This window comes from Rothia sp. LK2588, assembly GCF_040946465.1.
Taxonomy (GTDB): Bacteria; Actinomycetota; Actinomycetes; order Actinomycetales; family Micrococcaceae; genus Rothia.
Genome location: NZ_JAYWLS010000004.1, coordinates 319,189 through 345,160 on the forward strand (window position 1 = coordinate 319,189; position 25,972 = coordinate 345,160).

Consider the following 25,972-nt stretch of genomic DNA (forward strand, 5'->3'; position numbering starts at 1 on the left):
TCTGCGGTTCTGTGGGCTCTCTAGCGTTCGGGAGAGATTTAATCAGGCCACCTATTCCACATCTAGATGTTTTCCTTGTAAAGTCATCTGTGAAAGTGAATCCCGATTTAGCAAAGGAAGAACTCACATGTCGCTGATTTCAAACGCTGCACTGCGCGCAACCACTGGCGCTTTCATCCTCAACTCCGGTATCGGCAAGTTGGGCATGGACGAAGGCACCGCAAGCTACCTGCAGGGTATGGCAAAGACCGGTGTTCCCCAGGTTGAGGCGCTGGACGCCAAGACTTTCGGCAAGGCTCTCTCCTACGCCGAGACCGCTCTGGGTGCGGCCCTGCTGTGCCCCTTGGTTTCCCCTCGCATCGCTGGTCTGGCTCTGACCGGTTTCGGTGCTGGCATGCTGACCATGTACTTCGGTAACGATGACATGACTCAGGAAGACGGCATCCGCCCCTCGCAGGAGGGCACCGCTCTGGCCAAGGATGTGTTCCTGGTTGGCGCCGGCCTGGCTCTGGTCTTCTCGCGCAAGGGCCTCTAAGCTCAGCTAGCGCGTAGCTTATCTGCGGACGCCGCCTGCACCTTTTCGGTGCGGGCGGCGTCTTTGTGTGTTCGGCTAAGATGGGAGTTTGCGCCTGCGCCTGCGGGCGCGCCCCGGCGGTGCTTTCGTGTTTCCGCATGCGCCGGTAGTTGCTGGAATCGGAGGAGAAGATTCGTGGAAACCAATAAGCAGAGGGCCAAGCAGGCCGAGCAGGAGCGTTTGCGCGCGGCGGGCATTGACCCGGCGGAGCAGCAGACCCCTGAGAAGTTTTATCGTAAGCCGTTGTCTTTTGTGCGTCGTGGTGATCGTTTGACCGGGCGCCGGTTGAAGGCTTGGGAGAAGTACGCGCAGGATTATGTTCTGGATATCCCGCGTGAGATGACGGATACCTCGGTGGCCCCGGAGGCGCATTTCGATCAGCTTGAGGTGTTTGGCCGCGAGGCGTACCAGGTGCTGGAGATCGGTTCGGGCCTGGGCGAGGCGATTGTGCACCGCGCCGCGGAGGTTCCCGAGGCGAACTTCTTGGCGGTGGAGGTCTATACCCCGGGAATCGCTGATTTGCTGCGCAAGATGGCGAGCGAGGGCGTGGAGAATGTGCGCGTGGCGCAGGCCAACGCCCCGGAGCTGTTGGACAACATGTTGGAGGAGAACTCCATCGATGAGTTGTGGGTGTTCTTCCCGGACCCCTGGCATAAGACCCGCCACCATAAGCGCCGACTGGTGAGCCCCGAGTTCGCTTCGAAGGTGGCCCGCGTGTTGAAGCCCGGCGGTATTTGGCGACTTGCGACCGACTGGGAGGAGTACGCGATCGTGATGCGCGATGTGCTGGACGCTCACCCCGATTTTGAGAATCTGCACGCCGGCGAGGGCGCAACGGAGGAGGATCCTGCCGGTGGTTGGGCTCCGCGGTGGGAGGGTCGCACGTTGACCTCCTTCGAGCGGAAGGCTGGCGAGGCAGGACGCAGCGCGCACGACCTCACGTACCGCCGCCGCTAATAGGGCTGAGGTGGGCCACTGTTCGGCCGGCCCCACGGTTTTGTACCCCGTAAAGTGCAGTGTACCTATCTAGGAATGTACGTGGCGCTTTGCGGGGTACAAACCTGTGAAGGATGTTTTTCAGGGGATAGCTATGAGAAGCTTAGAACTCAGAAGAACCCTCTTTGTGTCGCGAGTTCTCCCTTCCCTCTTTCTCTCTGAGCTCGGCTCCCTTTTTGGCGTCGCGCATTATTCCAAAAAAGCCCTTCATGCACTGGATTGCGAAGGAGATGAAGAAAACCACAGCCAGGACGACACCCACCACGAAACCGGTGCTTCCGGGTTCAAACCGTGGCAGAACCAGAAATCCCACAATTCCATATCCGATCCAGCTAATAATAAAAAGGGGAACATTTACATATTTGAATGGGTTGAACATTATTTTCATCCTTTGTGTTTCATTTTATTTTTATCTACGGCTTCAGCCCCATAATGCTCTCGCCCTGCGAGCTAGGGACATCATCGACGCAATTCGCTGCATTACACGCCAGAGTTAACTACTGCGATGAAGGTCAATGCACAAGGCGGGCAGAATATGCGATTCCGATCTCGGCGAGGGGTGCCACAATAAGAAGGTTACTAAGAGTGAGAGTTGAGCATATCCCTGTGTGTGTTATGGATTACAACACTTTCCATAATACTCCCCCCCCCATACAAAAATGCAGTTATATGAACATTCATATAACTGCATCTGCACAGCCACTACCGGTTATGCACCCGGGGGCTTAGGCATCGTCCTTCAATCCCAGAATCTCACGGACGCGGAGGATTACCTCGGTGCCGTAGAGCTCGATCGAGCGCATCGAGTACTCGTGCGGCAACGGGCCGTTTGAGTACTTCAGGTCAAAGCGGTTCACGCCCAGCGCGCTGACGGTTTTGGCAATCTTCTGGGCGACGGTCTCCGGGGAGCCGACGTAGAGGGAGCCGTGCTTGATCTCCTGGTCGAACTGCTCCTTCGAAGCCTGACCCCAGCCGCGTTCCCGGCCGATCTTGTTGCGGTTCGTGATCCAGTGCTCCACGATCTGCTCCTGGGCCTCGGCGTCTGTCTCGGCGATGTGGCCGGGCGAGTGCACGGCCACCGGCAGTTCACCGTTGCCCAGCTCCCGGTTCGCGCGGTGGTAGAGGTCCACGAAGGGCTTGAAGCGCGAGGCCGGGCCGCCAATAATCGCCAGCATCAGCGGGGTCTTGTATTGCGCGGCGCGAACAACCGACTCCGGGCTACCGCCCACGGCGATCCAGCGCGCCAGACCGCCCTCGGTCTCGGGGTAGACGCGCTGGTTGCGTAACGGGTTACGGTCGCCGGGGTTCCAGTTGAACGGTTCCTCAGAGGCTACCCGCGAGAACAGCTCCAGCTTATCGGCGAAGAGCTGGTCGTAGTCCTCCAACTTGTACCCGAACAGCGGGAAAGACTCGGTGAAGGAACCGCGGCCGAGCACGACCTCGGCGCGTCCATTGCTCAGGGCGTTGATAGTGGAGAATCGCTGAAAAACTCGAATCGGGTCGTCGGAGCTGAGAACGGTCACCGCCGACCCCAGGTGAATCCGCTCGGTGCTGGTGGCAAGCCCGGCCAACACCACGTCAGGTGCGGAGACCGCAAAATCGGGGCGGTGGTGCTCCCCCACCCCGAAGAAGTCCACGCCGACTCGATCGGCCAGCTGCCCCTGCGCCAACACGTTGCGGATCACCTGCGCCTGGGGCACAGGCGAACCGTCGGGGTTGACGGTGACGTCCCCGGAAGTATCGAGGCCCATCTGTAATTGTTGTTCGTTGACGGATTTCATGTGGTCCAGCTTTCTCGCTCGGCAATAGTACGTTTAGCGTTGGCCGCGGTACAACACCACGGCCTGGGAGCGGGAGCGCTGCGCCGGACGCTTGCCGCGCGCCAGGTGCACCACGTCGCCGGCGGTGCCGGCGGCGAAAACCCGGGACCCTTCGGCCAGTTTGGCGTGGGCCAGGTTCAGCTCCTCTTGAAGCTCCTCATTGCGTAAACGCAAAGCCTCGACCTGATGTTCCAGGTCCATGATGCGTTTGATTCCCTCCAGCGAGACGCCGTCCTGGGACAGCTGCTGGATCTCCTGTAGTTTCTCGACGTCGCGCTGGGAGTAGCGGCGGGCGCGTCCGGGCGCGCGGGAGGGCTGAACCAGACCCAAACGGTCGTACTGGCGCAGGGTCTGGGGGTGCATTCCCGCCAATTCCGCGGCCACCGAAATCACGAAAACCGGTCGTTCTGATCCAAGTGCCATGGTTTATTGCGCCGCCTTCCTGCTGAATTCTTCGCGCACCTTCCCTTGTCCGGCGAGGGCGATGAAGGCCTCGAAGGCCTGTTGCGCCTCGTCGCTGAGGTCGGCAGGTACCTGCACCTCGGGGATCACGATCAGGTTACCCGTTGCCTTCTTGGTGGTGAAGCCCTTGCCCTTGGCGCGCAGCTTGTTGCCCGCGGTGAATCCGGGCTTGAGCCGCATCTTGACGGTCTTGGCGTCCGGGGTGGGCACCTCGAGGATGGTTCCCTGCACGGCCTCCTGCAGCGATACAGGGATGCGTACCACGACGTCGTCCCCGTCGCGGGTGAAGACCGGGTGGGTGTCAACGGTGACGTGGACGATCAGGTCGCCCGCGCCGCCGGGGCCGGGCTGGCCCTTGCCGCGCAGCTTCAGCTTCTGCCCGCTTTTGACACCGGCCGGAATGCGGATGGTGGTCTCCGATCCGTCGTGCCGGCCGAGCGTGCGGCTGGTGCCGGTGAACGAGTCTTTGAACGAGATGCGGACGCTGGCCTCGGCGTCTGCGCCGCGGCGCGGTGCCTGCTGGAAGCCACCACCGCCGCCGAAACCGCCGCCACCGAACATGCCGCCGAGCAGGTCTTCGATGTTGATGTTTTGGCCGCCCGCGCTGAATCCGCCGGCACCGCCGGGGAAGCCCGCTCCGCCGAAGCCGCCCGGGAAGCCGCTTGCGCCGCCGGGGAAGCCCTGGGCGCCGGCGAATCCGGCGGCCCCGTACTTACGGATCTGGTCGTACTCTTCGCGCTGTTTCTTGTCGGAGAGCACGTCGTAGGCTTCGGCGACCTCTTTGAATTTCTTCTCGGCGGTTTCGTCGCCGGGGTGCTGGTCGGGGTGGTATTTGCGGGCCAGTTTGCGGTAGGCCTTTTTGATGTCGGCGTCTGACGCGCTCTCGGAGACGCCTAGCACCTTATAAAAGTCTTGATTCAGCCAGTTTTCGCTCGCCATGTGACGCCTCCTTCGGGGTCGTTCTTCATCTCTTTTAGAAAGTCTTTGCGGGGTATTTTGGGCGGTTGGGTGACACCGCCAGATCCCCCATATTTATGAGTGTGGGCGGGCCCGATCTCTCGAACCCGCCCTAGACGTTGCACCCGAGCGTTGGACAGCGGCTGTGCCGCTCAGCCGACTGGCTCGGGGCTGGCGTTTAAGGGATGTCGGCGGAAGCGGCACAGCCGCTGTCCACTCCCTTGTATGTACCGTCTATTCCGCCACAGCTACGGCCACCTGCGCCGTACGAACCACGCGATCCTTGACCTTGTAGCCATTGCGCAGAACCAACGCGATGTGGTCTTCTTCCACCTCGGAAGTCGGCTGCTGCAGTACCGCCTCGTGGACCTTCGGGTCGAAGGCTTCGCCGACTTCGCCGTAGCGTTCCAGACCGTGTCGGTTCAGGGTCGCTTCGAGCTTGTTGGCGATGGCGGCGAAGGGGCCGTCTTTGAGGTCGCCGTGGGTGCGTGCAGCATCGATGTCGTCGATGACCGGCAACAGCGCGGTGACCAGGTCTGCTACCACGTATTCGCGGAGCTGTTCCTTCTCCTTGTTGGAGCGGTTTTTGAAGTTGGTGAACTCCGCTTGCAGGCGGCGCAGATCTTCCAGACGCTCAGCTGCGAGCTGGGCGTTGGGGTCTTCCTGCTGTTCATCAGCTTCGGCGGGTGAAGCCTCGGCTTCTTCGGGTGCCGCCGCAGGGTTGGTGTCTGCGGCGGCGTCCTCAGATACACCTTCGGCCTCGGGGTGTCCGTCTGCGGAGGGCGCGTTGAATGCGTCTTCCAGGGGGTCGTTGCCCTGCTGGTCGTTGGTGTTTTCAGCCATGATTACTTCTTTTCGTCTTCGTCGTCGATTACTTCTGCGTCTTCTACGTTGTCGTCAGCCGCTGCCGATGCACCGTTGGCACCTTCGGCCTGTGCCGATGCGTACAGCGCCTCGCCCAGCTTGGTCTGGGACTGCTGGAGCTTCTCGAACGCGGTCTTGACGGCTTCGTCGTCGTCGCCTTCCAGGGCTTCCTTCACGGCGTCGACGTCGGCCTGGACCTCGTTCTTGACGTCCTCGGGCAACTTGTCACCGTTCTCCTTGATGAGCTTGTCGATGGAGTAGGCGGAGGTTTCAGCCTGGTTGCGGGTCTCGGCAGCTTCGCGGCGTGCCTTGTCCTGCTCGGCGTGAGCCTCGGCGTCCTTGACCATGCGGTCGATGTCGTCCTTCGACAGCGAGGTGCCACCGGTGATGGTCATCGACTGCTCGGTGCCGGTGCCCTTGTCCTTTGCGGAGACGTGGACGATGCCGTTGGCGTCGATGTCGAAGGTCACCTCGATCTGGGGTACGCCGCGGGGTGCCGGGGCGATACCGGTCAGCTCGAAGGTACCCAGGTTCTTGTTGTCGCGGGTGAATTCGCGCTCACCCTGGAAGACCTGAATCGATACCGAGGGCTGGTTGTCTTCGGCGGTGGTGAAGGTTTCCGAGCGCTTGGTCGGGATCGCGGTGTTGCGGTCGATGAGCTTGGTCATCACGCCACCCTTGGTCTCGATACCCAGCGACAGCGGGGTGACGTCGATGAGCAGAACGTCCTTGCGGTCGCCCTTGAGCACGCCGGCCTGAACTGCCGCGCCCATGGCCACGACCTCGTCGGGGTTGACGCCCTTGTTGGGTTCCTTGCCACCGGTGAGGTCCTTGACGACGTCGGCGACGGCGGGCATGCGGGTGGAGCCACCGACCAGGATGACGTGGGCGATCTCGGAGATCGATACGCCGGCTTCCTTGATGACGTCGTTGAAGGGCTTCTTGGTGCGCTCGAGCAGGTCCGAGGTCATGTCCTGGAACTTAGCGCGGGTGAGCTTTTCGTCCAGGTGGATCGGGCCTTCTGCGGTGACCGAGAGGTACTGCAACGAGATGTTGGTCGAGGTTGCCGAGGAGAGTTCCTTCTTGGCCTGCTCGGCTGCTTCGCGCAGACGCTGCAGAGCGATCTTGTCCTTGGAGAGGTCAGCGCCGGTCTTGGACTTGACCTGCTCCAGCAGCCAGTCGACGATGCGCTGGTCCCAGTCGTCACCACCGAGGCGGTTGTCACCGGCGGTTGCGCGCACCTGGATGGTGGAGAAGCCGTCTTCGTCCTTGCCGACTTCCAGCAACGAGACGTCGAAGGTACCGCCACCGAGGTCGAAGACCAGGATGAGTTCGTCTTCCTTGCCCTTTTCCAGGCCGTATGCCAGTGCGGCCGCGGTGGGCTCGTTGACGATACGCAGTACGTTCAGGCCTGCGATTTCGCCGGCCTCCTTGGTGGCCTGGCGCTCGGCGTCATTGAAGTATGCGGGAACGGTGATGACGGCGTCGGTGACGGTGTCGTTGAGGAAGGACTCTGCGTCGCCCTTGAGCTTCATCAGGGTGCGGGCGGAGATTTCCTGCGGGGTGTACTTCTTGCCGTCGATTTCAGTGGTCCAGTTGGTGCCCATGTGGCGCTTGACCGAGGAGATGGTGCGGTCAACGTTGGTCACTGCCTGGCGCTTGGCGACGTCGCCGACCAGAACTTCGCCGTCCTTGGAGAATGCGACGACGGAGGGGGTGGTGCGGGCGCCTTCGGCGTTGGCGATGACGGTGGGCTCACCACCTTCGAGCACCGATACAACAGAGTTGGTAGTACCGAGGTCGATACCTACTGCACGTGCCATGAGTTATTACTCCTTCGTGAGCTGTTTCTTGTCTAAATCTTGTGCGGCGGCCCGTGGAGTGCTCCGCGGGCTTTCGCGTTGATTCCATTCTGTCAGTTCTGGCGGCGATGTCAACAGAGTTGAGTCATATTCGCTCAATTTTTATTCGGCAAAGCAGCTCAAGGAAGTCGAGTAAAGGAGATAAAACCGCGAGATTCCGCGGTTTTTGATGTGGAAAAAGCCACTGAAAACTCTTGGTTCACCTTGAGCGAACCCGACTCAACTTGTGCGCACGAGGCCGCAACAGGCGTCCTTCGGTGGCCCATCGCGCCCCCAGAGGCCCCGCCAAAATCCACCAGAACCAACCGAGCATGCAAAAAACCCCGCGACCGGTGCGGCGGTCGCGGGGTTCTAAGTCATTCTTCGAGAAGCCGAAGCAATCTGAATTGATGCCGAAGCACAAAGCAGTATGTGTGTACGGTATTAGAATATACACAGTTTTCGGCCTCAATCGGCGATTTTATGTCAAATTCTTTCAGGAAAAACTCATACAAGGCCAGAAGCTCAACGAAAACTGAGCAGTAGCCCCGAGCCGCCTGCCCGATAGGAGAACCCATGTACAAAATCATGACGGTATGCACCGGCAACATCTGCCGCTCCCCCACCGCCGAATACCTCCTAAAGAAGGCCGCCGCAGACGCCGGCCTGGACGTCGAGGTGACCTCCTCCGGCATTTCCGACGAAGAACACGGCAACCCGATCGACCGCCGCGCCGCCAAGGTGCTCACTGAGCTAAACATCAACACCTCGGCGCACCGCGCACAGCAATTCACCCGCGATCACTTCGCCGCCAACGACCTCATCCTGGCGCTGGATCTCAACCACTACCGGGCCCTGATGCGCATGGCAGACAACGACGACGACCGAGCCAAAGTTCGCCTGTTGCGCGAATTCGACCCGACCGTCGCCGATCAAGATCACGACTCCTTGGGGATCTATGACCCCTGGTACGGCTCACAAGAGGATTTCTACACGACCTACGAGATGATCAAGGACGCCGTTCCCGGCGTCATCGACCACGTGAAGAGCGCGCAGTAGTTACTTCTTAAACTCGATCTCCTCGCCACCCATGATGTCCTTGACCTTCTTTACGTCAGGCTCGGAACCGATGGTGGCCCAGTTCTTGCCAGCCAGACCCCATTTGAAGGTCTCATCGGCCTTCTCGTCGCTCTTGGAGAGCTGATCGAAAGTATCGGCGTCGTCACCGGTGTAGATACCCAGGTTCATCTTCGGCTCGCCGGTGACCTGAGAGATTTCTTCGAAGCTGGTCAGATCGACATCCGAGCAGATGTAGATCTTCGAATCAGCGGGGATCTTGCTATTGCTCTTGGCGATCTCCTCGCGGAACTCCTCCTCTGAGGCGAAGGAATTGAGCAGGGTGTCGGAGTAGTTGTGGCACTTATCCAGGCCACCGGCCGCACTCGCCTCTTTCATCGTGGAGGTGAAATCGTCGTAGGAATCGAACTTATCTTTGCCGCCCAGCAGCATGGTCAGCAACGCGATGAGACCAATAATGAGCAAAAGACCGAGAACGGCCAGGCCGATCCACAGGCCCATGCGCGACTTCTTAGGTTGTTCGGCGTAGCTGGGGTTCGGCTGGCCATAGGTCTGGTTCTGGTGACCGTAGTTGCCCTGGTTGGCATCTCCGGGCACGCCGTAGGGCTGGTTCTGGGCGGTCTGGTTCTGACCCGGCACACCGTAGGGTTGATTCTGACCGGTCTGGTTCTGACCCGGCACACCGTAGGTTTGGTCTTGGCCGGGCTGGGCGGCGTTGACGTGTTGCCCGCCCTGGTGGTTCTGCCCCGGGATGCCGTAGGTCTGGTTCTGCTGACCGTCGGGAATATTCTGATTCTCGGGTAGGTTGTTGCCTGAAGGATCTGCGCCGGGAATGTTCTGGCTCATTGTTCTAACCTTTTCTTATCGTGTGCGAAACGAGTTCTGTGGGTCACACAGGTTACATTCAGCCTACGACAAGGGGACGTCCACACAAAAACCGACAGCCCAGCCCTACCCCCGCCTTCCGGAAGAAAGTATCGCCATGTTCGCAGCCCACCGCCTCGCCTATCACGGCCCGGCCTCATTGCATCCACTGGTGAGCCAGGTACAACAAGTGGCCGAGACCCGCACCGCACCGGTGGTGGTCGCACTCGACGGACGTTCCGGAGCCGGAAAATCCACACTGGCCGCTGACCTGGTCAAACAACTCTCCGAGTCCGGTTACGACGCCACGCTCTTTCAGCTCGAAGATCTCTACCAGGGCTGGCACGGCCTAACCCAAGCCGCGAATGAGTGGGCACGTATAGCCACCGAACTGCGTGAGCGCGGTGAAGCCACCTGGACTTCCTGGGACTGGGAGAAATCCACGCCCCTGCCCGGGCGTGTCGTCCGCGTCACGCACCGGCCCCAGCCACCAGCGTCCGTAGTGGTCGGCGAGGGCGTAGGTGCCTTCGCAGCTGAGGTCGACCTGCGCTGTTGGGTGCACCGGCCGAACGCCGCCCGCAAGTCCGCCGCACTGGCTCGCGACGGCGAGACCTACGCCCCGTATTGGGATATCTGGGCCGCTCAAGAAGAGGCGCTCATGAACCACAACCCGCGCTATGAAACCGCCGACTTTATCTTTACCCCAGCAGACGAGACAGGAACCCCGTGAGAAAACCCCCGCGCGCCTTTACCATCACCAAGGTATCCATGGTCACCTTGGCCTCACTGACCATGGTTGGGCCCCTGGCCATCGACATGTACCTGGCGGCTATCCCGCACATCGCCAACGACCTCAACACCACCGCAGCCATGGCGCAGCTGACGCTCACCGCCTTCATGATTGGCATGGGCCTGGGACAGTTTCTCATCGGCCCGCTCTCCGACCGCATTGGACGCACCCGCCCGCTGTACATCTCGGTGGTGGTCTCGGTTCTTACGGCTCTGGCCTGCGTCTTCGCGCCCTCGGTCGAACTGTTCATCGCGGCCCGCTTTGTGATGGGTCTGGCCGGGGCCACCGGCGTAGTTCTGGCGCGCGCCATTATCGCCGACTCCACCAGCGGCCTGCAGACCGCCAAGATCATGGGGATTCTCATGATGATTAACGGCCTGGGCCCCGTGCTGGCCCCGTTGCTGGGTGGGTTCGTGTTGACCGTGGGCACCTGGCGCACCGTCTTCGCGGTGTTGGCCGGCATTATGTTCGTCTCGATGCTTGCGGTCTACGCGGTGATCCGCGAGTCCCTGCCAGTGGAAAAACGCCGCACCGGCAGCGTGCTCTCCACCTATAAGGGCGTCGTGGAGGTCATGACTATGCCGCGCTACCGCGGTTTCATGTTCACCCTGGCCTTCGCTTTCGGCTCCCTGTTCTCCTATGTCTCCGGCTCCACCTACGTGTTGCAGAACGTGCTGGGGCTGACCCCGCTGCAGTTCACCTGGGTGTTCGGGTTGAACTCGGTGGGCATCGTCGGGTCCAACATGGTGGCCACCAAGCTGGTGGGTAAGGTCTCGATGCGCAAGATCCTCATGGTGGGCACGAGCCTGATGGTCCTCAACGCCGCCTGCCTCACCGCCCACTTCATGATGGGCATCTCGCTGGTTCCCACCATGATCATGCTCTTCATCGGCACCTGTTCGATGGGTCTGATCTTCGGCACCGCCAGCTCCCTGGCGATCATGGAGGCCCGGCATACGGCCGGTTCTGCCTCCGCCATGATGGGCACCGTGCAGTTTCTTGTGGCCGGCGTGGCCGCGCCCCTGGTCGGTTCCGGCGGGGCCACCGCCACCCTGCCGATGGCGCTGTGCATGCTCGGTTTCGCGGCGTTGGCGTTTCTCAGCTTGGTCACCACCCCCGTGAAGTACGGGGATTGGACGCCGGAGGGGGCCGAGTACCACAGCAACGGCGGCCCCAAGACCGGCCAGCTCCCTACCTTAGGCGAGTGAGACTGGCCTAGGATAAGAGCATGAATACTGTAGTCATGCTCACAGAAGATCATCCGCACGGAGCGCTCGTCGACCCCGCCCAACCGCTCATCAACATCGAGGATCAGGGGCTGACCCGAGGCGACGGCGTCTTCGAAACGATGCTCGCCGCCAACCGCACCGTGCGCAAGCTCGAGGCTCACCTGAATCGGTTGAGCAACTCGGCACGCATGATGGATCTGCCTGCCCCCGACCACGAGGCGCTCCGGGCGGCCATCGAGCTCGGCCTCTCCTCCACCGAGACCGGCCCGCAGACCGTGGTCGGCGAAGAGCACGTGGTGAAGATTATGATCTCGCGCGGCACCGTGGAACGCGGCCCCCACAGCTGGGTGACCATCACCGCAGCCCCCGAGAAGACCCTGCGCCAGCGCGCCGAGGGCGTGAAAGCGCTGACTCTACCGCGCGGGCACGACCCCGCCGAAGACGGCGCCTACCCCTGGTTGCTCACCGGAGCGAAAACCTTCTCATACGCGCTGAACATGGCGGTATTGCGCTACGTAAAGAAACAGGGCGCCGACGAGGCGATCTTCGTGACCGACGACCGCCGTATTCTCGAGGGCGCCACCAGCTCGGTGATCGTCGCACGCCGTGAAGGCGACTCGAAAGTCCTCTTGACCCCCGAACCCAACCACGGCATCCTGCCCGGAACCACCCAGGGCGCGATCTTCAACGCCGCCCGTGCCAACGGCTGGGAGCTGGGTTTCGGCCCGCTGTACCCGCAGGATCTCTACGAATCCGACGGGGTGTGGCTGGCGTCCTCGGTGCGCTTGTTGGCACCGGTGACCCACCTCAACGGCAACCCGTTGACCGTGGACGCCGCCCTCACCGAAGAACTGCTCGGTTACCTCGCCCGCTCCTAGCGGGTCACGCGGCGGTCATCGATGCGCAGGTTCGGTAGCGCGCCGGTGCCCGCGAGCGCGCGCATCGCCAGCCACGACAGCAGGCCGGCAATGATCAGGCCCGAGATCGCGGCGCAGACGGTGTAGACCACCATCTTGCCGGGGGTCAGCTCGGCGGCGTAGTACATAATGATTTCGTTCAGGCCCATCATCACGCCCGAGGCCGCGCCGGCCAGCAGTGCGACCATGAAGTTGAAGCGGCGATAGAGGAAGATCGCGAAGATCAGCTCGGCGCCGAGGCCCTGGGCCAGGCCGGAGATAATCACGGTCCAGCCGAAGTGGGTGCCCAGCAGGCCTTCGATGATGGCCGCCAAGACCTCGCAGTACAGGGCGGCGCCGGGTTTGCGCACGATGAGGCCACCCAGCACGCCGGCGATGAGCCAGCCGCCGCCGGCCAGGGGCGCGTACTCGGGGGCCACGGCCAGGGCCGCGGTGAGCAGCGGGTAGATGGCCGTGGACCAGAGCCAGAAAATCAGGCCGGAGACCACGGCGACGATCGAGGCGATCACGATGTCGCGGGTGGTCCAGGAGCGTGAGGTACGCCCGGTGCGGGGCGTACTTGCGGTGGTGTTCATGTTTTCTCCTTGAATGTGGTTGAACAACGATTGGTGTTATTGCCAGATGAAGGTCAATGAGCCGGCTACCCAGGCCAGCAGGTACCCCAGAGCTACGATCGCCAGGCAACCGCAGAGAAACCAGGCGTCGGCGCGAGCGTAGGTGGGCACGCGCGCCCAGGTACGTTCTGCGGTGCCGAACCCGCGGGCTTCCATGGTGGTCGCCAGCCGGGTGCCGCGCCGGATGGCCTGAACCAGCAGGGCGAAGCTCTGCCCCAGCGCCGTATGCACGCGCGCCAACGGGTTGTGCTGGGCGCCGAGACCGCGGGCGCGGCGAGCCTGGCCGAGCGCTCGCCATTCGGCCAGCAGGATTTCCACTAACCGTAGCGAGGCCAGCGCGGCCAGCACGAAGCGGGCGGGGAGCTTGGCGGTTTGCGCCAGGGAGTCGGCGATGTCGGTGGGGTCGGTCGTGGCGATCAGCAGGAGCCCCGGTAGGGCCAGGCCCAGCCCGCGGAGCATGAGCGCGCCACCGACCGCTAGTGAGCCGGTACTGACCCAGATCGGGCCGGCGTGAATTAGCTCGGTGCTGGTCTTCTCGGCCAGCAACGCGGTGGACCACCCCGAGAGCAACGCTCCCAGTAGCACGGGCCAAAAGGTGCCGAGCAGACGCAGCGGGTTGATGCGGCAGGCAGCGATGGCTACCAGTTCCAAGACGAGGATCATTCCGGCGGCCACCCAGTCTTTGACCAATAGCAGGCCCAGGGTGAGCAGCAGCGTGCCCAGCAGTTTCACTCCGGCGTTGAGCCGACCCAGCGGGCCGGTGCGCTCAGCGGTGGTTTCGAAGAGGTTGACGCTCATCGCTGCCCTCCTGTCTCGTGCGCGGCGTGCGCGGGGGACGCCGACCCCGCCGCGGCGAGCGAACCCGCCTTCTCGCGATGCAGGGTCAGGCGGCGTCCGCCGAGGGCCCCGACGAAGTCGAGGTCGTGCGTCACTGAGACCACCGCGATGCCCTCACCGAGCAGCTGTCCGATGAGTATCACCAACTCGCGCCAGGTATTGGCGTCTTGCCCGAAGGTGGGTTCGTCGAGGATCAACACCCGCGGGGAGGTGGCCAACGCGGTGGCCACCGAGAGGCGGCGCTTCTCCCCGCCGGAGAGCGTGAACGGGTTCGCCTCGGCCAGGTGCCCCAGCCGCAGGCGGCTCATGAGTTCTTCGGTGCGCCTCGCCAGTTCCGCCTCGTCGAGCGGTTCACGGCGCAACTTGGTCAGGTGGCGGGGGCCAAACTCCAGTTCTTCCCGCACGGTCGCCTTGAGGAACTGCTGTTCTGGTTCCTGAAAGACCAGCCCCACTCGGGAGGCTAGGTCGGCGGGTTTCCAGGAGAAGATGTCGGCCCCGAGGCGGGGCGCGTACTCACCCTGCTGGTCAGTGCGCAGGGTGTCGGTGGCCTCCAGGGTGCCTTCGGTCGGTGCCAGCAGACCCGCCAGGGTGAGCGCCAGCGTCGACTTCCCCGCACCGTTGTCCCCCAGGATGGCCAGGTGTTCGCCGGCGCGGACGTCCACGTCGATGCCGCTGGTCACGGTAGGTAGCGGTAACCGCGGTTCGTCCCCGGCGGCCAACGACCGGGCGCGTTGTTTGAGCTGTGCGCGGGTGGGGTTCTGCCGGGTGATGCCCAGGTTGCGGGCGGTCAACAGCACCTCGCCGGGGTTCTCGGCGCGTTCGGGAACCTGCGGGACGTACCCGGGCAGCCACACACCGGCGGCGATGAGTTCTTCGCGGGCCTGTTCCAACACGGTTTCGGGGGAACCGTCGTGGGTGATGCCTTCAGGTCCCAGCACGATCACCCGGTCCATGTGCTCGGCCCACACGCCCACGCGGTGTTCGATGACCACCAGGGTGGCCCCGGTGGCGGCCTGCGCGGCCAAGACGGCGTCGCGCACCTCGGTCACGCCGGCGGGGTCAAGGTTGGCGGTGGGTTCGTCGAGCAGCAGCGCGCCGGGGTGCATGGCCAGGATCCCGGCCAGCCCGAGCCGCTGTTTCTGCCCGCCGGAAAGCGCGTGGGTGGGGTGATTCAGCGCCAGGTCATCCAAGCCGACCGCGCGCAGGGACGCCACCACGCGCGTCCAGATCTCGTCGCGGGGCACCGCCAGGTTTTCGGGGCCGAACGCGACGTCATCACCGACCCGGGCCAGCACCACCGATGATTCGGGATCTTGCTGCATCAGGCCCGACACGCCGCGCGTCTCGTGCGAGGGCTGACCGTTGAGGCTCATTTGACCCAGCTGAGACTGGCCGTCTTCGTCGTGCATCAATCCGCCCATAGCGTGTAACACCGTCGACTTACCCGCACCCGAGCCGCCCAGCAACAGCACTTTCTCGCCGGGAGCGATGGTGAAGTTCAGATCGTGCACAGAGGGGTGTTCGCGGGTGGGATGGTGCCAGCCGAAGTCCGCGGCGTCGATGCGAGCGCCGACGGTGCGCGATGACTGGTGGCTTGAGGCCATGAAACTGATCTGCCTTCCAGTGAGCATGGAAGGGGGCCACGGACAACCGTGGACTTGGAGAACTCGACTTCCTCCACCGGTACTAACCGGATCAGGTTCGAGGGTCTGCGTACGCACTCTCAGCACCGGGCGGTGCTCCCCTGTCGTTTCTCACGTATCAAATTCAAAACGTGTGGTGTTTAGTCTACGCCGTGAGACCCGGCGGTGTCATGCCGGTGCGGCGTGTGGATGGATTGAGAGAGCGGTTGGGGATATTCTGAGACTCGTATCCTTTCAAAAACCGAACCAAAGGACGTTTTCATATGAACCCGATTCAGATCGTCAGCTCCGCAGCATCGCTGGGCGGCGTGGCTCTGGCTAACAAGATTTTGACCGCTACCTGGCGCAAGGTCACCGGCAACGAGCCCCCGCAGAACAACCCCGAAGACGATGAGCGCTGGCGCGACATCCTGATCTGGGCTGCTATCTCCGGTATGACCGGCACCCTGATCAAGGTCTTCGTGGCTCGTGCCGCAGCAAAGGCTCAGGCGAAGAACAAGGCTCGCGGCGGTCAGAAGGAGATCTAATTCTTCTCCCCGCACCGATCAAGCTCCCGCTCCCTCACGGGGCGGGAGCTTTTTCGTGCCCGCCCGCCACATCGGGTGCCGCACGGCCGCGAGCGCCCGGAGACCGTTAGGCTTAAACCTATGAGTTCACCGCGCTCCTCTTCCCGCCCGCACGGCCGCCCCACCCCGGAGGCTCACCGCGTCTCCGCCACGAGCCGAGAACCAAGCTCTGCCCGTGACTCCGGCTCCACCCCGCACCCGGCGAAACGCTCGACGATCACGGCCTGGGCGCTATGGGACATGGGATCGGCGGCCTTCAACGCCATCATGACCACCTTCGTGTTCACGGTGTACCTCACCTCGAAGAGTTTCGGCGACACCGACCACGCCTCCGCCACGCTCTCGGCGGGGTTGACGATCGCCGGCGTCCTCATCGCGGCGCTGGCGCCGGTGACCGGGCAACGCGCGGATGTCGGCGGCAGGCGCACCCTGTGGCTGGGGATCAACACCTACGCCACCGCCGCACTCATGGCCGCCTGTTTCTTCGTGGCCCCCGACCCGAGCTTCCTCCTGCTGGGTATGGGCCTGATTTGCGCGGCTAACGTGGTCAACGAATTCGCGGTGGTCAACTACAACGCGCTGCTGCCCGAGCTCTCCACTCCGGCCTCGGTGGGTCGCATCTCGGGTTTCGGCTGGGCGTGCGGGTACTTCGGCGGGATCATCGCCTTAGGAATCGTGCTGGTGGCGTTCATCGGCCTCGGCTCAGACACCGGCATGTTGGGCATTCCCGCAGAGGGGGCCTACAACGTCCGCTCGGTGGCGCTCTTCGCCGCGGCCTGGTGCGCGGTGCTCTCCACTCCGTTGCTCATCGCGATGCGTCGTCGGGACGCCGCCCGCCTGCATTCGCACCCTTTGCAGGACGCCGGCGGCAAGCGGGAGTCGTTGGCCGCCTCGTACCGGCGACTCTGGGGCACCCTGAAACGTCTGTACCGCACCTCTCCGCAGACCCTGTACTTCCTGGTGGCCTCGGCGGTCTTCCGCGACGGCCTCGCCGGCATCTTCACCTTCGGCGGCGTCTTGGCCGCGGGCACCTTCGGCTTTGCCACCACCGACGTGATCATCTTCGCGATCGTGGGCAACATCGTCGCCGGTCTCGGCGCGCTGCTGGGCGGTAAGCTCGACGACGCCCTGGGGCCCAAGCGCGTGATCATCGCCAGCCTCATCGGCATTCTGCTGGCCGCGGCCCCGCTGTTGGTCTTCCGCTCGCCGGTCGCGTTCTGGATATGCGGCCTGGCGCTGTGCGCCTTCGTGGGCCCGGCGCAGTCGGCCTCGCGCACCTACCTGGCGCAGTTGACACCCGCGGGTCAAGAGGGCGAGATCTTCGGCCTGTACTCCACCACTGGACGCGCGACGTCCTTCTTGGCCCCGACCCTCTTCACGCTGTTCGTGAGCCTGCTGGGCGCACAGATCTGGGGCATCGTGGGCATCATGGCGGTGATCGCACTGGGTCTGGTGTTGACCCTGCCGTTGAGCCCCGCGCCCGCCGCCCCGAACCGCGCGCTACAGGAACAGACGGTCGCCGGTTAGGCGAGCACCTGATGCATGCGTAGTTGCTCGATCACGTTGGCAAAGGCGTCATCGGGAATCTCGCCATAACTGGCCTCAAGCTCGGCCTTCAGCTGCGCCAGCGGCCGAGGGGTTTCCAGGGTGAGCCAGCAATCGGCGGCAAAAGGCGAGACCTCCACGAGCTTGCTGTCGTGCAATAACAACATGCGGTCCTCGGCCAGGTACCCGGAGGTTCCGGGCATCCTCCCCACCCACGCCTGCCCATCTGGGCCCTGCCGCGTCGAGGATGAAACGTCGCCGGCGGGCGTCTCGGGAAAACACTGCACCGCGCTACGCTCGGCGGGCGGGGCAAGCTCCCCCGCCAACAGCGCACGCATCAGCGGCAACGTATCGGCGATCTCGGTATAGCTCAGACGGAAGGCCCCGCCGCAGGAATCCACCAGTGCGATCAGTTTCTCCATGCCTGCCTCGGTGCGGGCCAACCCGGAGGTCTGCGGCACCAGCTCGATGAGGGCGTCCACGATGCCCACCCGCTCCAGCTGCGGTTGGGCGGGTTCCCCCTCCGATCGCCGGTCCAGCAACACCACGTGGCGCAGGGTGTACCCGAAGTCATCGGGCGCCACCGCGTTCAGCCCGAGGTCCGCAGGGTCGTGCTGTGCCTTCGGGGTGCCGCGTTCTTCGATGATCGACAGCGGCTTCGGGTAGGGGCGAATACGCCCGCTCTGCTCGACGATCGCCGTTTCGTCCGAGAGGTAACTGAAGTGGCGCCCCAGAAAACGGGCCGCCGTGGTCTTGCCCCGACCCGAGGGGCCCACCAGAATCATCGCCTCCTGCGAGCTGGGATGCCCCAGCGCCGCCGCGTGAAAGAGGCTCTGTTGCCCGGCGAGCGCCATCAACACCTTGAGGGTGACCTCCACGGTCAACCGCTCGTGCGCGGCGGGTGGCTGCGAGGCGTCCACGACCACCAGTTCCGCATCTCCCCAGCGCGCCCGCGCCTTGGCGGTATCTTCGGCCGTCACGAGGACGCTGGCGGGCACGTCCAGGCTGTCGCTGGCAGGTGTATCCTGCGGGCGCATTGAAGCCCACGCCTGCCGCACCTGGTCGATGAACCGCTCGGGCACAGACTCGTCGAAGCGCAGGTGCACGGGCACGCCGGCCGGTGCGAGGTCAAGGCCACGTAGCATGGGGGTCTCCTGGGGGTGCGGGGTGAGGGGGTTAGTCCGTCAGGGGGATGACGGTCTTGTGAAAGTTCTGGAAGCTGCGGGAGGCGGTCGGGCCGCGCTGACCCTGATACCGGTTGCCGTAGGGGCCGGTACCATAGGGGTGCTCCGCCTCAGAGGTCAGTCTGAAGAAGCACAACTGACCGACCTTAGAACCGGGCCAGAGCAAAATCGGCAAGGTGGCCATATTCGACAGTTCCAGGGTTACATGGCCCGAAAAACCGGGGTCGATGAACCCCGCGGTGGAGTGGGTGAGCAACCCCAGGCGACCCAACGACGACTTGCCCTCGAGCCGGGCTGCGATATCGGCCGGCAACGTGACCTTCTCATAGGTCGCGCCGAGCACGAACTCACCGGGGTGTAGCACGAACGGTTCGTCGGGTGCCACCTCCACCAGGCGAGTCAACTCCGACTGGTCCTGGCTGGGATCGATGTGCGCATACTTGTGATTGTCGAACAGCCGAAAGAACCGATCGAGCCGCACGTCGATGGAGGCCGGCTGGATCATCGACTCGTCGAACGGCTCTAACCTGATGCGGTCACTGGCAAGTTCCTGGCGTATGTCTCGGTCTGAAATAAGCACGTCTTAAAAATATCCTAATTTTGCGGGCCGCTTGGGGCGAGCCGGTATTGTAAGGAGTACAAACCGTTGTCGCCATATCTGAGGTTTTTGTGTCCCCCCTCGTACTCTGTTCCCTTATCGTGATCATTACCCTGGCTGTCTCCGGCGCGGCGAAGGCGAAAGAACCCGCCAGCACCGCCACAGCCATCGTGAACCTCGACCTCGACCGCTGGGTGCCCATGAAACTGGCCGCCGCGGCGTTGCCCTGGGTAGAGATCCTCTTGGCGCTGTGGCTACTCTTCGCCCCCGGCCTGCTCGGAGTCATCGGGGCAGCCGCAGTCGTGGCACTGTTCCTCATCTACTGGCTGGTCATCCTGCGCGCCGTGGTGGCCGGCAACACCGCCAGCTGCAACTGCTTCGGCGGCGCGTCCACCGCGCCCATCTCCGGGTACACCTTAGCCCGCAACACCGCGCTACTGGGGGCGTCCCTCGGGGCCCTGGGCGCGGCCATCATCACGGGGCACTCGGTGGTCGGCATGCTGACGCGTGTCATCCTGCGCGACGGCCTGTGGCTGGGCGGAGCCGCCCTGCTCGCGCTCGCGCTGTGGTCCATGTACCGCTCGGAACTCACCGCCCCGGCTAGTGCGCCCGGTGGCTCCTCCGCGGCGGCGGGCGCCGCACCGGCCCAGGGCATCTCCGAAGATTTCGTGCGCGCCCAGGACGAGGCCGAGGAGCAGGCCGACTACGTGCGCCTGCCCATTCCCTACGGCGCCCTGAGCAACCCGGCACTGAACACCACCACCAACCTGCGGGAGCTGGCTATCTTGCAGGCCCGCGTGCTGTTCTGGGTCACCCCCGGCTGCACTCCCTGCATGCACGTACTCGACCACATCTCCGACTGGCAGAAACGCCTGCCGATGCTCAAGCTCAACCCCGTGGTCTCCACGGTTGACTGGGTCGAGCGGCTGGGTGTAGGCGACGACATCGAGGTGTTGGTGGACGAAGACTACCGCACCGAGGCCCTGTTCGGTCACGGTACCCCGCTTGCGGTGGCGTTGGGCTCCGACGGTCTGATGGCTGGCGGCCCGGTGATCGGTAGCGGGGATATCATTCGTTTTATGGAAGAACTCCTCGCCGAGTTCGACGCCTAACGAAGGAGAAACATGCGCGAGAAGTCGCTCTGGCAGGTGCAGACCGAACGCAACCCCGGCCACTCTCAGTGGTACATTCAGCGGTTCAAGACGATGGCCGAGCAGGGCAACGACATCTGGGGTGAGGCGCGACTGATCGACGCTCTCAGCCCCCGCGAGGCCAAGATCTTGGACGCCGGGTGCGGCCCCGGACGCATCGGCGCCTACCTGCACGAACGCGGCCACCGGGTCACCGGCATCGACATCGACCCGCAGCTCATCGCCGAGGCCACCCGCGTGTGCCCCGACGCGCAGTGGGTCACCGCAGACCTCACCGACCTGCGCGAAGCGCTGGGGTACGCTGCGGACGCAACGCTCGGGGACGAAGGTTTCGAGACGATTGTCTGCGCCGGCAACGTGATGACCTTTCTCGCGCCCTCCACCCGCGCGGCCGTGCTCGAGAACTTCGCCGCCGTTTTGACCGACACCGGACGCGCCGTGATCGGCTTCGGCGCCGGCCGCGGCTACGATTTCGAGGAGTTTTTCGCCGACGCTGCCGCGGCGGGACTGCAGGTTCAGCAACGCTTCGCTACCTGGGAGATGCACCCGTTCACGCAGGACTCGACCTTCCTCGTGGCCTTCCTGACCCGGGCATCCTAGACTCATCTACCAGCACCCAACACAAAACGCCCCGCACGGTATGCGTGCGGGGCGTCTTGATTTAAGACTGTGCGGTTACAGCAGGTGCCACTGACGCAGGGTCTCTTCGGGGATGAGCGAAAAGACGGCGATGGCTATCAGCGCCAAGGCTGAGAGGATCGTGATGGTCGCCGAACGCCACCCCGGGTGAAGCTCATTGAAGCTCACCAACCCCGGGTGCTGCTTATTCATCTGCACCACGTTGATGCGGTCGTACACCACGGTCTGCGGGGACGACTCGGCAGCGATCTGGCGCAGGGTCTTGTGGTCCCAGATGCGCCCGTCGAAGCGAATCACCTTCTTGCCCTTGGCGTTCACGCCCCACAGCGCGGGAATACCCTTGAAGCGCAGGGAGTTGGCCCCGCCGTCCTTGACCTGCATCGACTTCTTCGAGGCCAAGCGCTCTACGAAGACCGTCTGCGCGATGTTGGTCAGCTTCACGGCGCGCCAGCCGAAGACGCGGCTGTGGAGCAGGTGGGTGTCAGTGCGCACCGCGATCGTGGGCTTGAGCACCGAGTAGATGGCAAAAAGGGCCAGGAGCATGGCCACGACCATCCCCAGGGTATAGGGCAGCGCGTAGCGGTGACGGGTCAGCATGAAGATAATGCCGATGACCACGAGAGAAGGCATGAGCGCCGCCATGAGTCGGCGGTGGTAGGAGTGGATGCGCGGGTGGTAGACCCCGGCAGGATGACCGTATTTCTCGGGTACCTGGTGTGCGTATTCAGCCATGGTGCCTATCTTATCGGGAACCGGTTCCAACCCCGGGACGGCGAGAGTGTGAGCTGTGGGCTAGATTAGAATCATGCGTTTTTCTTCCCCCGTCGACCGTGTTCTGGCTGGCTGGTTCGCCGGCATGCTGTGTGCGCTGTTGCTTGCGCTGGGTGCGTTGGCCCTGATCAACCGCACAGTCTACGATCCGGCGGGGCAAGTCAGACAATACTTTCAGGCCCTGCGCGAGGGTGATGGATCCCGCGCCTTAGGCATCCTCGATGCGCAGGTCCCGCAGGGCGTAGCCCCCGCCGGTCAGGGCGAGGCCAAGAAGCCCGCCCCGGACGCCGCACTCATGGACGGTCAGGCCCTGAAGAACTCGGTGGCAGACCTGAAAGACCTCGACGTGCGCACCACATCCATCAGCGAGGACGGCGAGCACGCCAGCGTCACGGCAGACTACGAGCTGGCCGGTCAGCGGCAGAGCACCGAATTCCACCTGCACCGGGTGGGTTCCCACTGGGGCGTGTTCGACCGCTGGCATATCGACCGCGGATCGTTGCCGACCGTGCAGGTCTCCTCCCCCACCGCCACGACCGCCACGGTCAACAACGTGAAGGTGGGTCTCACCCACGGTACGGGTCAGTTCGTGACCTTCTATCCCGGTGTCTATAAGTCCACCTACGTGTCCTCGCTCTACGAGGCGCCCGAACAGCAGGTGGCCGTCACCGCCGCCGATCAGCGCGATCAGAAACTCTCGTTGCAGCTGGAACCCAGCTCTTCAGCGCAGAATGCGATCACCTACCAGATCGCCTCACACCTGGATTCTTGTGCTACCCAAGACACGCTCTACCCGGCCGGGTGCCCCTTCGAGTACCCGTTCACCGGTCGCGTGCAGGGCGACGTCTCGTGGGCCATTACCGAATACCCCAAGCCCAAGCCCACGGTAGGCCCTGAGGGCAACTGGTTGCTGCCGGAGTCGCGCGGCAAGGCCAAGATCTCCTTCACCGAGCTGGATCTGCTCACCGGGCAGACCCGCCAGCTCACCGAGGAGGTCCCCTTCACCTACCGTGCATCGGTCTCCACGGACAACGAGCAGGTGAAGGTGACCCCGCAGCAGTAGGGGTTAGTCGTTGAGCCCGCGCAGGTCCAGGGTCAGCTCGGACTCGTCGGCGTCGTCACCGGTGACCACGACGGGAATACCCCAGTCCTGCTGGTACAGGTGGCAAGCCGCGTGATCGGGAATCTCGCCACCGGGTTCGCCGTCGCAGGCGGCGGCGCGGGCGGTGATGTGCAGAACCGCCTCGGTGATCCCGGGGTTGAGCGTGATGGTGCGGGTCAGGCCCTGGCTGGTTCCAGCGCCTTCCACAATGAACTCCTCGGGAGTTGAGGAGACCTTCAGCTGGGTCGGGTCGCCCCACCGGTAGTCCAGTTTCTGGCCCGTCGGCGCGCTGAACCGCGAGATAAGTTCCACGGTGCCCCCGGTGAGCTTGGTGGCCGGGCGGGCGGTCTGCGAAGCGCCCTCGTCGACCCGTTGCATCTTCTCGGGGATCGCCACACGCACGAGCTGGTGTGCGTTGGCCTCGACCACGATTAGGCGGGCGCCGTCGTCGGTGTGCTCCACCAGCACGTCCGAGGGTTCTTTCAGCCCGCGGGCCAAGGTGCCCAGTTCGCCGGTGGACGGGTCGAAGCGGCGAATCGCGCCATTGTAGGTGTCTGCCACCGCGATGGAGCCGTCGGGCAGCTGAGCCACGCCCAGGCAGTGCTGCATGCGGGCGGTCTCGGCGGTGCCATCGACGAAACCGAAGTCGAACAGGCCCACGCCCACAGCGGATTCCACGCTCACCTGGGTCGAGTCGTCCTCGTCGAAGCTGATCTTACGCAGCGCGGAGGTTTCGGAGTCGGCCACCCAGAGGCTACCGTCGGTGGCCTCGGTGATGCCCGAACTCTGGGCGAACCAGGCCTCGTCAGCCGCGCCGTCCTTCAACCCCTCGGCGCCGGTGCCGGCGAACACGGCCAGCTGCCCCGAGACCGGTTCGAAGCTGAAGATCTGGTGGGTGCCGGCCATGGCCACGATAAACGCGCGGGCGGTCTGCGAGTAGACCACGTCCCAGGGCGAAGAGAGCGCCACCGTCAGCGGGTCTGCGCCCTCGGCGATGAAGTTCGGGTCGTTCGAGCGGGCGTTTTCGCCATCGATGAGGCGTTGCACGCCGTTGCCGGCCAGGGTGCGTACCTCACCGGTGGTCAGGTTCAGCCCGCGCAGGCGGTGGTTGACCGAGTCGGCGACCACCACGTCATAACCCAGCTGCTCACGCAGTTCCGCCGGAACCAGCGCCAGGCCCTGGGGTTCGTTGAAGCGGGCGACCTCACCGGTGCCGTCGGCAAATCCCTTACCCGCCGAGCCGTTGGCGCCCGCGCCGCCAAAGACCGCGACGGGGGTCTGCAGGTCGTCCTCGACCTGCACCAGGCGGTGGCGGGCGGTATCGGTGACCAGGTAGGTGGTGCGGGCCGGTTCGGCGAAATGCTCGGGCAGTTCGATGGCTTTGCCGGGGAAAGCGAACACGCCCTCGGTCTGCGGCCGCGGCACGTAGGGGCCATCGCCGCGATGCAGGGTGCCCTTCGCCTCGTGTTCCTCGGCCAACTCGCGCACCAGGGAGATCAGCCCCTGCACGTGGCCCTCACCCGAAAGGTGCGCCACGATGTACCCCTCGGGGTCGATGACCACCAGGGTCGGCCAGGCGCGCGCAGTGTAGGCCTGCCAGGTCTCTAGGTTGGGGTCATCGAGAATCGGGTGCGCCACGTCGTAACGGTCGATCGCCGCCGCGAGCGCCTCCGGGTCGGCTTCGTGTTCGAACTTCGGGGAGTGCACACCCACGGTCACGAGCACGTCGGAGAATTCTTCCTCCAACGGGCGCAGTTCATCCAGCACGTGCAGGCAGTTGATGCAGCACAGCGTCCAGAAATCCAGGATCACGATTTTGCCGCGCAGCGCCTCGAGGTCGAGGTCCTTCCCGCCGGTGTTCAACCAGCCGCGGCCGATCAGTTCGGACGCGCGAACACGGGTGGTGCGGATAGAGTTGGTCATCTTCACTCCTCGTCTGAAAGGGCTGCCCCAGTCTCACGGGCTTCACACAGGTATCTGCGTATAACAGTAACCCAGCGGGCGGACGCCCAAAAAGACGGGTTCGCACAGGGTGTAACCACGTCACATTCCGTCACGAACTGGCCTACGATAAGTCACAACTACTCCTTGTTTCGAAAGGTTTCATCATGATCACTCACGATATGGGCGAGGGCACCCCGCTCGTTATGATTCACGGGTTCGCCGTCGATAGCCGCATCATGCTGGCGCTGGAAGACACGGTGGACTTCACCGGGTGGCGCCGCATCTACGTGGACCTCCCCTGGACCGAGCCCGGCCACGACGAGTCGCTGGCTTCGGCGCAGGCGGTGCTCGAGAAGCTCAGCGAGGAGCTGAAAGACCTGCTCGGAAACACCCCGTTCGCGGTAGTGGGCAATTCCTTCGGCGGAATGCTGGCCCGCAGCATCGCCCACTCCTTCGGCGATCAGGTGCTCGGCCTGGCGACCATCGCCGGGGTTTTCGAGCCGGATGAATCGGCCCGCCGGGTGCCGGAAAAGCGCGTGATCCTGCGGGATGAGAAGGTGCTTGAGGAAGCCGGTGAACACGCCGAGGACTTCGAAGACCTCGCGGTCATCCACACCCCGCAGGCCCTGCACGGATACATGGAGCGTGTCTTCCCCGCCGGTCAAGAGGCCGATAAGAAGGTCATGAAGGCGATCTCGGAAAGCTATTCCCTGGACCACCACCCCGAGGCCGAGGCGGAGCAGCCCTACGACCTGCCCTCCCTGCACCTGATGGGCCGTCAGGATCACGTGTTGGGCTTCAAAGACACGCTGGCCTGGATCGACCATTACACGCGCGGCAGCTTCGTGGTGCTCGACGGTGTAGGGCACAACCTGCACCTGGAGAAGCCGGAGCTGATCTCGACCCACCTGCAGGATTGGCTGGGGGCGCTGCGTCAGCACCACGACCTCTAAGTAGGCGCGGGGGTGGGGCCCCCCTCAAAAAGCG

At 63.7% G+C, this 25,972-nt stretch carries 26 protein-coding genes and 1 riboswitch; of the genes, 12 read left to right on the plus strand and 14 right to left on the minus strand.

Features of this window, described 5'->3' with window-relative positions:
• Window positions 1-127: 127 nt before the first annotated feature.
• The gene (locus VVR12_RS10060; RefSeq protein WP_368551110.1) at window positions 128-535 is read left to right on the plus strand and encodes a hypothetical protein; all 408 of its coding nucleotides are present in this window, start codon (window positions 128-130) and stop codon (window positions 533-535) included.
• Window positions 536-754: 219 nt separating this feature from the next.
• Entirely contained in the window at window positions 755-1,531 is a 777-nt protein-coding gene (trmB, locus tag VVR12_RS10065) for a tRNA (guanosine(46)-N7)-methyltransferase TrmB (protein WP_368551160.1), read from the plus strand.
• A gap of 142 nt (window positions 1,532-1,673) precedes the next feature.
• On the opposite strand, the gene VVR12_RS10070 is transcribed toward trmB, so the two are convergent.
• From VVR12_RS10070 to dnaK, 6 genes are all read right to left on the minus strand, one after another.
• Window positions 1,674-1,949: a hypothetical protein gene (locus tag VVR12_RS10070; RefSeq protein WP_368551111.1), complete on the minus strand. Its 276-nt coding sequence runs from the start codon at window positions 1,947-1,949 to the stop codon at window positions 1,674-1,676.
• A 346-nt stretch (window positions 1,950-2,295) separates the two neighbouring features.
• Entirely contained in the window at window positions 2,296-3,351 is a 1,056-nt protein-coding gene (locus tag VVR12_RS10075) for an LLM class flavin-dependent oxidoreductase (RefSeq protein ID WP_368551112.1), read from the minus strand.
• 33 nt (window positions 3,352-3,384) lie between these two features.
• On the minus strand, window positions 3,385-3,813 hold the full coding sequence (locus VVR12_RS10080) for a heat shock protein transcriptional repressor HspR (protein WP_368551114.1): 429 nt from the start codon (window positions 3,811-3,813) through the stop codon (window positions 3,385-3,387).
• A gap of 3 nt (window positions 3,814-3,816) precedes the next feature.
• A complete protein-coding gene (locus tag VVR12_RS10085; RefSeq protein WP_368551116.1) occupies window positions 3,817-4,791 on the minus strand; it encodes a DnaJ C-terminal domain-containing protein in 975 nt (324 codons plus the stop codon).
• A gap of 252 nt (window positions 4,792-5,043) precedes the next feature.
• A complete protein-coding gene (locus VVR12_RS10090) occupies window positions 5,044-5,652 on the minus strand; it encodes a nucleotide exchange factor GrpE (protein WP_368551117.1) in 609 nt (202 codons plus the stop codon).
• A 2-nt stretch (window positions 5,653-5,654) separates the two neighbouring features.
• Window positions 5,655-7,496, minus strand: coding sequence for a molecular chaperone DnaK (gene dnaK / locus VVR12_RS10095; RefSeq protein WP_368551119.1), 1,842 nt, complete (start codon window positions 7,494-7,496; stop codon window positions 5,655-5,657).
• 594 nt (window positions 7,497-8,090) lie between these two features.
• Between dnaK and VVR12_RS10100 the strand changes: the two genes are divergently transcribed.
• Complete coding sequence (locus tag VVR12_RS10100) at window positions 8,091-8,573, plus strand: low molecular weight protein-tyrosine-phosphatase (RefSeq protein WP_368551120.1); 483 nt, start codon at window positions 8,091-8,093, stop codon at window positions 8,571-8,573.
• On the opposite strand, the gene VVR12_RS10105 is transcribed toward VVR12_RS10100, so the two are convergent.
• Window positions 8,574-9,437 (minus strand): hypothetical protein, encoded by an 864-nt coding sequence (locus VVR12_RS10105; RefSeq protein WP_368551121.1) that lies wholly within the window; start codon window positions 9,435-9,437, stop codon window positions 8,574-8,576.
• A gap of 136 nt (window positions 9,438-9,573) precedes the next feature.
• Between VVR12_RS10105 and VVR12_RS10110 the strand changes: the two genes are divergently transcribed.
• Genes VVR12_RS10110 through VVR12_RS10120 form a run of 3 tightly spaced genes read left to right on the plus strand, consistent with a single transcriptional unit; the run spans window position 9,574 to window position 12,352 of the window.
• On the plus strand, window positions 9,574-10,185 hold the full coding sequence (locus VVR12_RS10110) for a hypothetical protein (RefSeq protein ID WP_368551122.1): 612 nt from the start codon (window positions 9,574-9,576) through the stop codon (window positions 10,183-10,185).
• Window positions 10,182-11,453 carry a multidrug effflux MFS transporter gene (locus VVR12_RS10115; RefSeq protein WP_368551123.1) on the plus strand — a complete coding sequence of 424 codons (1,272 nt, stop codon included), beginning with the start codon at window positions 10,182-10,184 and terminating at the stop codon, window positions 11,451-11,453. The genes VVR12_RS10110 and VVR12_RS10115 overlap by 4 nt, the downstream gene beginning before the upstream one ends.
• A 20-nt stretch (window positions 11,454-11,473) precedes the next feature.
• Window positions 11,474-12,352 (plus strand): aminotransferase class IV, encoded by an 879-nt coding sequence (locus VVR12_RS10120; RefSeq protein ID WP_368551124.1) that lies wholly within the window; start codon window positions 11,474-11,476, stop codon window positions 12,350-12,352.
• On the opposite strand, the gene VVR12_RS10125 is transcribed toward VVR12_RS10120, so the two are convergent.
• The 3 genes from VVR12_RS10125 to VVR12_RS10135 are packed head-to-tail and all read right to left on the minus strand — an operon-like array spanning window position 12,349 to window position 15,446.
• Window positions 12,349-12,966, minus strand: coding sequence for an ECF transporter S component (locus VVR12_RS10125; RefSeq protein ID WP_368551125.1), 618 nt, complete (start codon window positions 12,964-12,966; stop codon window positions 12,349-12,351). The two genes, VVR12_RS10120 and VVR12_RS10125, sit on opposite strands and share 4 nt — an antisense overlap.
• A 36-nt stretch (window positions 12,967-13,002) precedes the next feature.
• On the minus strand, window positions 13,003-13,803 hold the full coding sequence (locus tag VVR12_RS10130; protein ID WP_368551126.1) for an energy-coupling factor transporter transmembrane protein EcfT: 801 nt from the start codon (window positions 13,801-13,803) through the stop codon (window positions 13,003-13,005).
• Window positions 13,800-15,446: an ABC transporter ATP-binding protein gene (locus VVR12_RS10135; RefSeq protein ID WP_368551127.1), complete on the minus strand. Its 1,647-nt coding sequence runs from the start codon at window positions 15,444-15,446 to the stop codon at window positions 13,800-13,802. The genes VVR12_RS10130 and VVR12_RS10135 overlap by 4 nt, the downstream gene beginning before the upstream one ends.
• A gap of 51 nt (window positions 15,447-15,497) precedes the next feature.
• Window positions 15,498-15,598: riboswitch (TPP riboswitch) on the minus strand.
• Between the two features lie 150 nt (window positions 15,599-15,748).
• On the opposite strand from VVR12_RS10135, the gene VVR12_RS10140 reads away from it, so the two are divergent.
• Entirely contained in the window at window positions 15,749-16,012 is a 264-nt protein-coding gene (locus tag VVR12_RS10140) for a DUF4235 domain-containing protein (protein WP_368551129.1), read from the plus strand.
• A gap of 120 nt (window positions 16,013-16,132) precedes the next feature.
• Window positions 16,133-17,578: an MFS transporter gene (locus VVR12_RS10145; protein WP_368551131.1), complete on the plus strand. Its 1,446-nt coding sequence runs from the start codon at window positions 16,133-16,135 to the stop codon at window positions 17,576-17,578.
• Here VVR12_RS10145 and VVR12_RS10150 read toward each other — a convergent pair.
• Window positions 17,575-18,741: a hypothetical protein gene (locus VVR12_RS10150; RefSeq protein WP_368551132.1), complete on the minus strand. Its 1,167-nt coding sequence runs from the start codon at window positions 18,739-18,741 to the stop codon at window positions 17,575-17,577. The two genes, VVR12_RS10145 and VVR12_RS10150, sit on opposite strands and share 4 nt — an antisense overlap.
• A 31-nt stretch (window positions 18,742-18,772) precedes the next feature.
• On the minus strand, window positions 18,773-19,360 hold the full coding sequence (gene dcd, locus VVR12_RS10155; protein WP_368551134.1) for a dCTP deaminase: 588 nt from the start codon (window positions 19,358-19,360) through the stop codon (window positions 18,773-18,775).
• An 89-nt stretch (window positions 19,361-19,449) separates the two neighbouring features.
• Between dcd and VVR12_RS10160 the strand changes: the two genes are divergently transcribed.
• Complete coding sequence (locus tag VVR12_RS10160) at window positions 19,450-20,490, plus strand: MauE/DoxX family redox-associated membrane protein (RefSeq protein WP_368551135.1); 1,041 nt, start codon at window positions 19,450-19,452, stop codon at window positions 20,488-20,490.
• 12 nt (window positions 20,491-20,502) lie between these two features.
• Window positions 20,503-21,129, plus strand: a complete 627-nt coding sequence (locus VVR12_RS10165) for a class I SAM-dependent methyltransferase (RefSeq protein WP_368551136.1) — start codon at window positions 20,503-20,505, stop codon at window positions 21,127-21,129.
• A gap of 75 nt (window positions 21,130-21,204) precedes the next feature.
• Here VVR12_RS10165 and VVR12_RS10170 read toward each other — a convergent pair whose 3' ends face one another.
• Window positions 21,205-21,900 carry a hypothetical protein gene (locus tag VVR12_RS10170; RefSeq protein ID WP_368551138.1) on the minus strand — a complete coding sequence of 232 codons (696 nt, stop codon included), beginning with the start codon at window positions 21,898-21,900 and terminating at the stop codon, window positions 21,205-21,207.
• A gap of 73 nt (window positions 21,901-21,973) precedes the next feature.
• On the opposite strand from VVR12_RS10170, the gene VVR12_RS10175 reads away from it, so the two are divergent.
• Window positions 21,974-23,002: a hypothetical protein gene (locus VVR12_RS10175; RefSeq protein WP_368551139.1), complete on the plus strand. Its 1,029-nt coding sequence runs from the start codon at window positions 21,974-21,976 to the stop codon at window positions 23,000-23,002.
• A gap of 3 nt (window positions 23,003-23,005) precedes the next feature.
• Here VVR12_RS10175 and VVR12_RS10180 read toward each other — a convergent pair whose 3' ends face one another.
• Window positions 23,006-24,964, minus strand: coding sequence for an NHL domain-containing thioredoxin family protein (locus VVR12_RS10180; RefSeq protein WP_368551140.1), 1,959 nt, complete (start codon window positions 24,962-24,964; stop codon window positions 23,006-23,008).
• A gap of 185 nt (window positions 24,965-25,149) precedes the next feature.
• On the opposite strand from VVR12_RS10180, the gene VVR12_RS10185 reads away from it, so the two are divergent.
• Window positions 25,150-25,938, plus strand: coding sequence for an alpha/beta fold hydrolase (locus VVR12_RS10185; RefSeq protein WP_368551142.1), 789 nt, complete (start codon window positions 25,150-25,152; stop codon window positions 25,936-25,938).
• Window positions 25,939-25,972 lie beyond the last annotated feature (34 nt).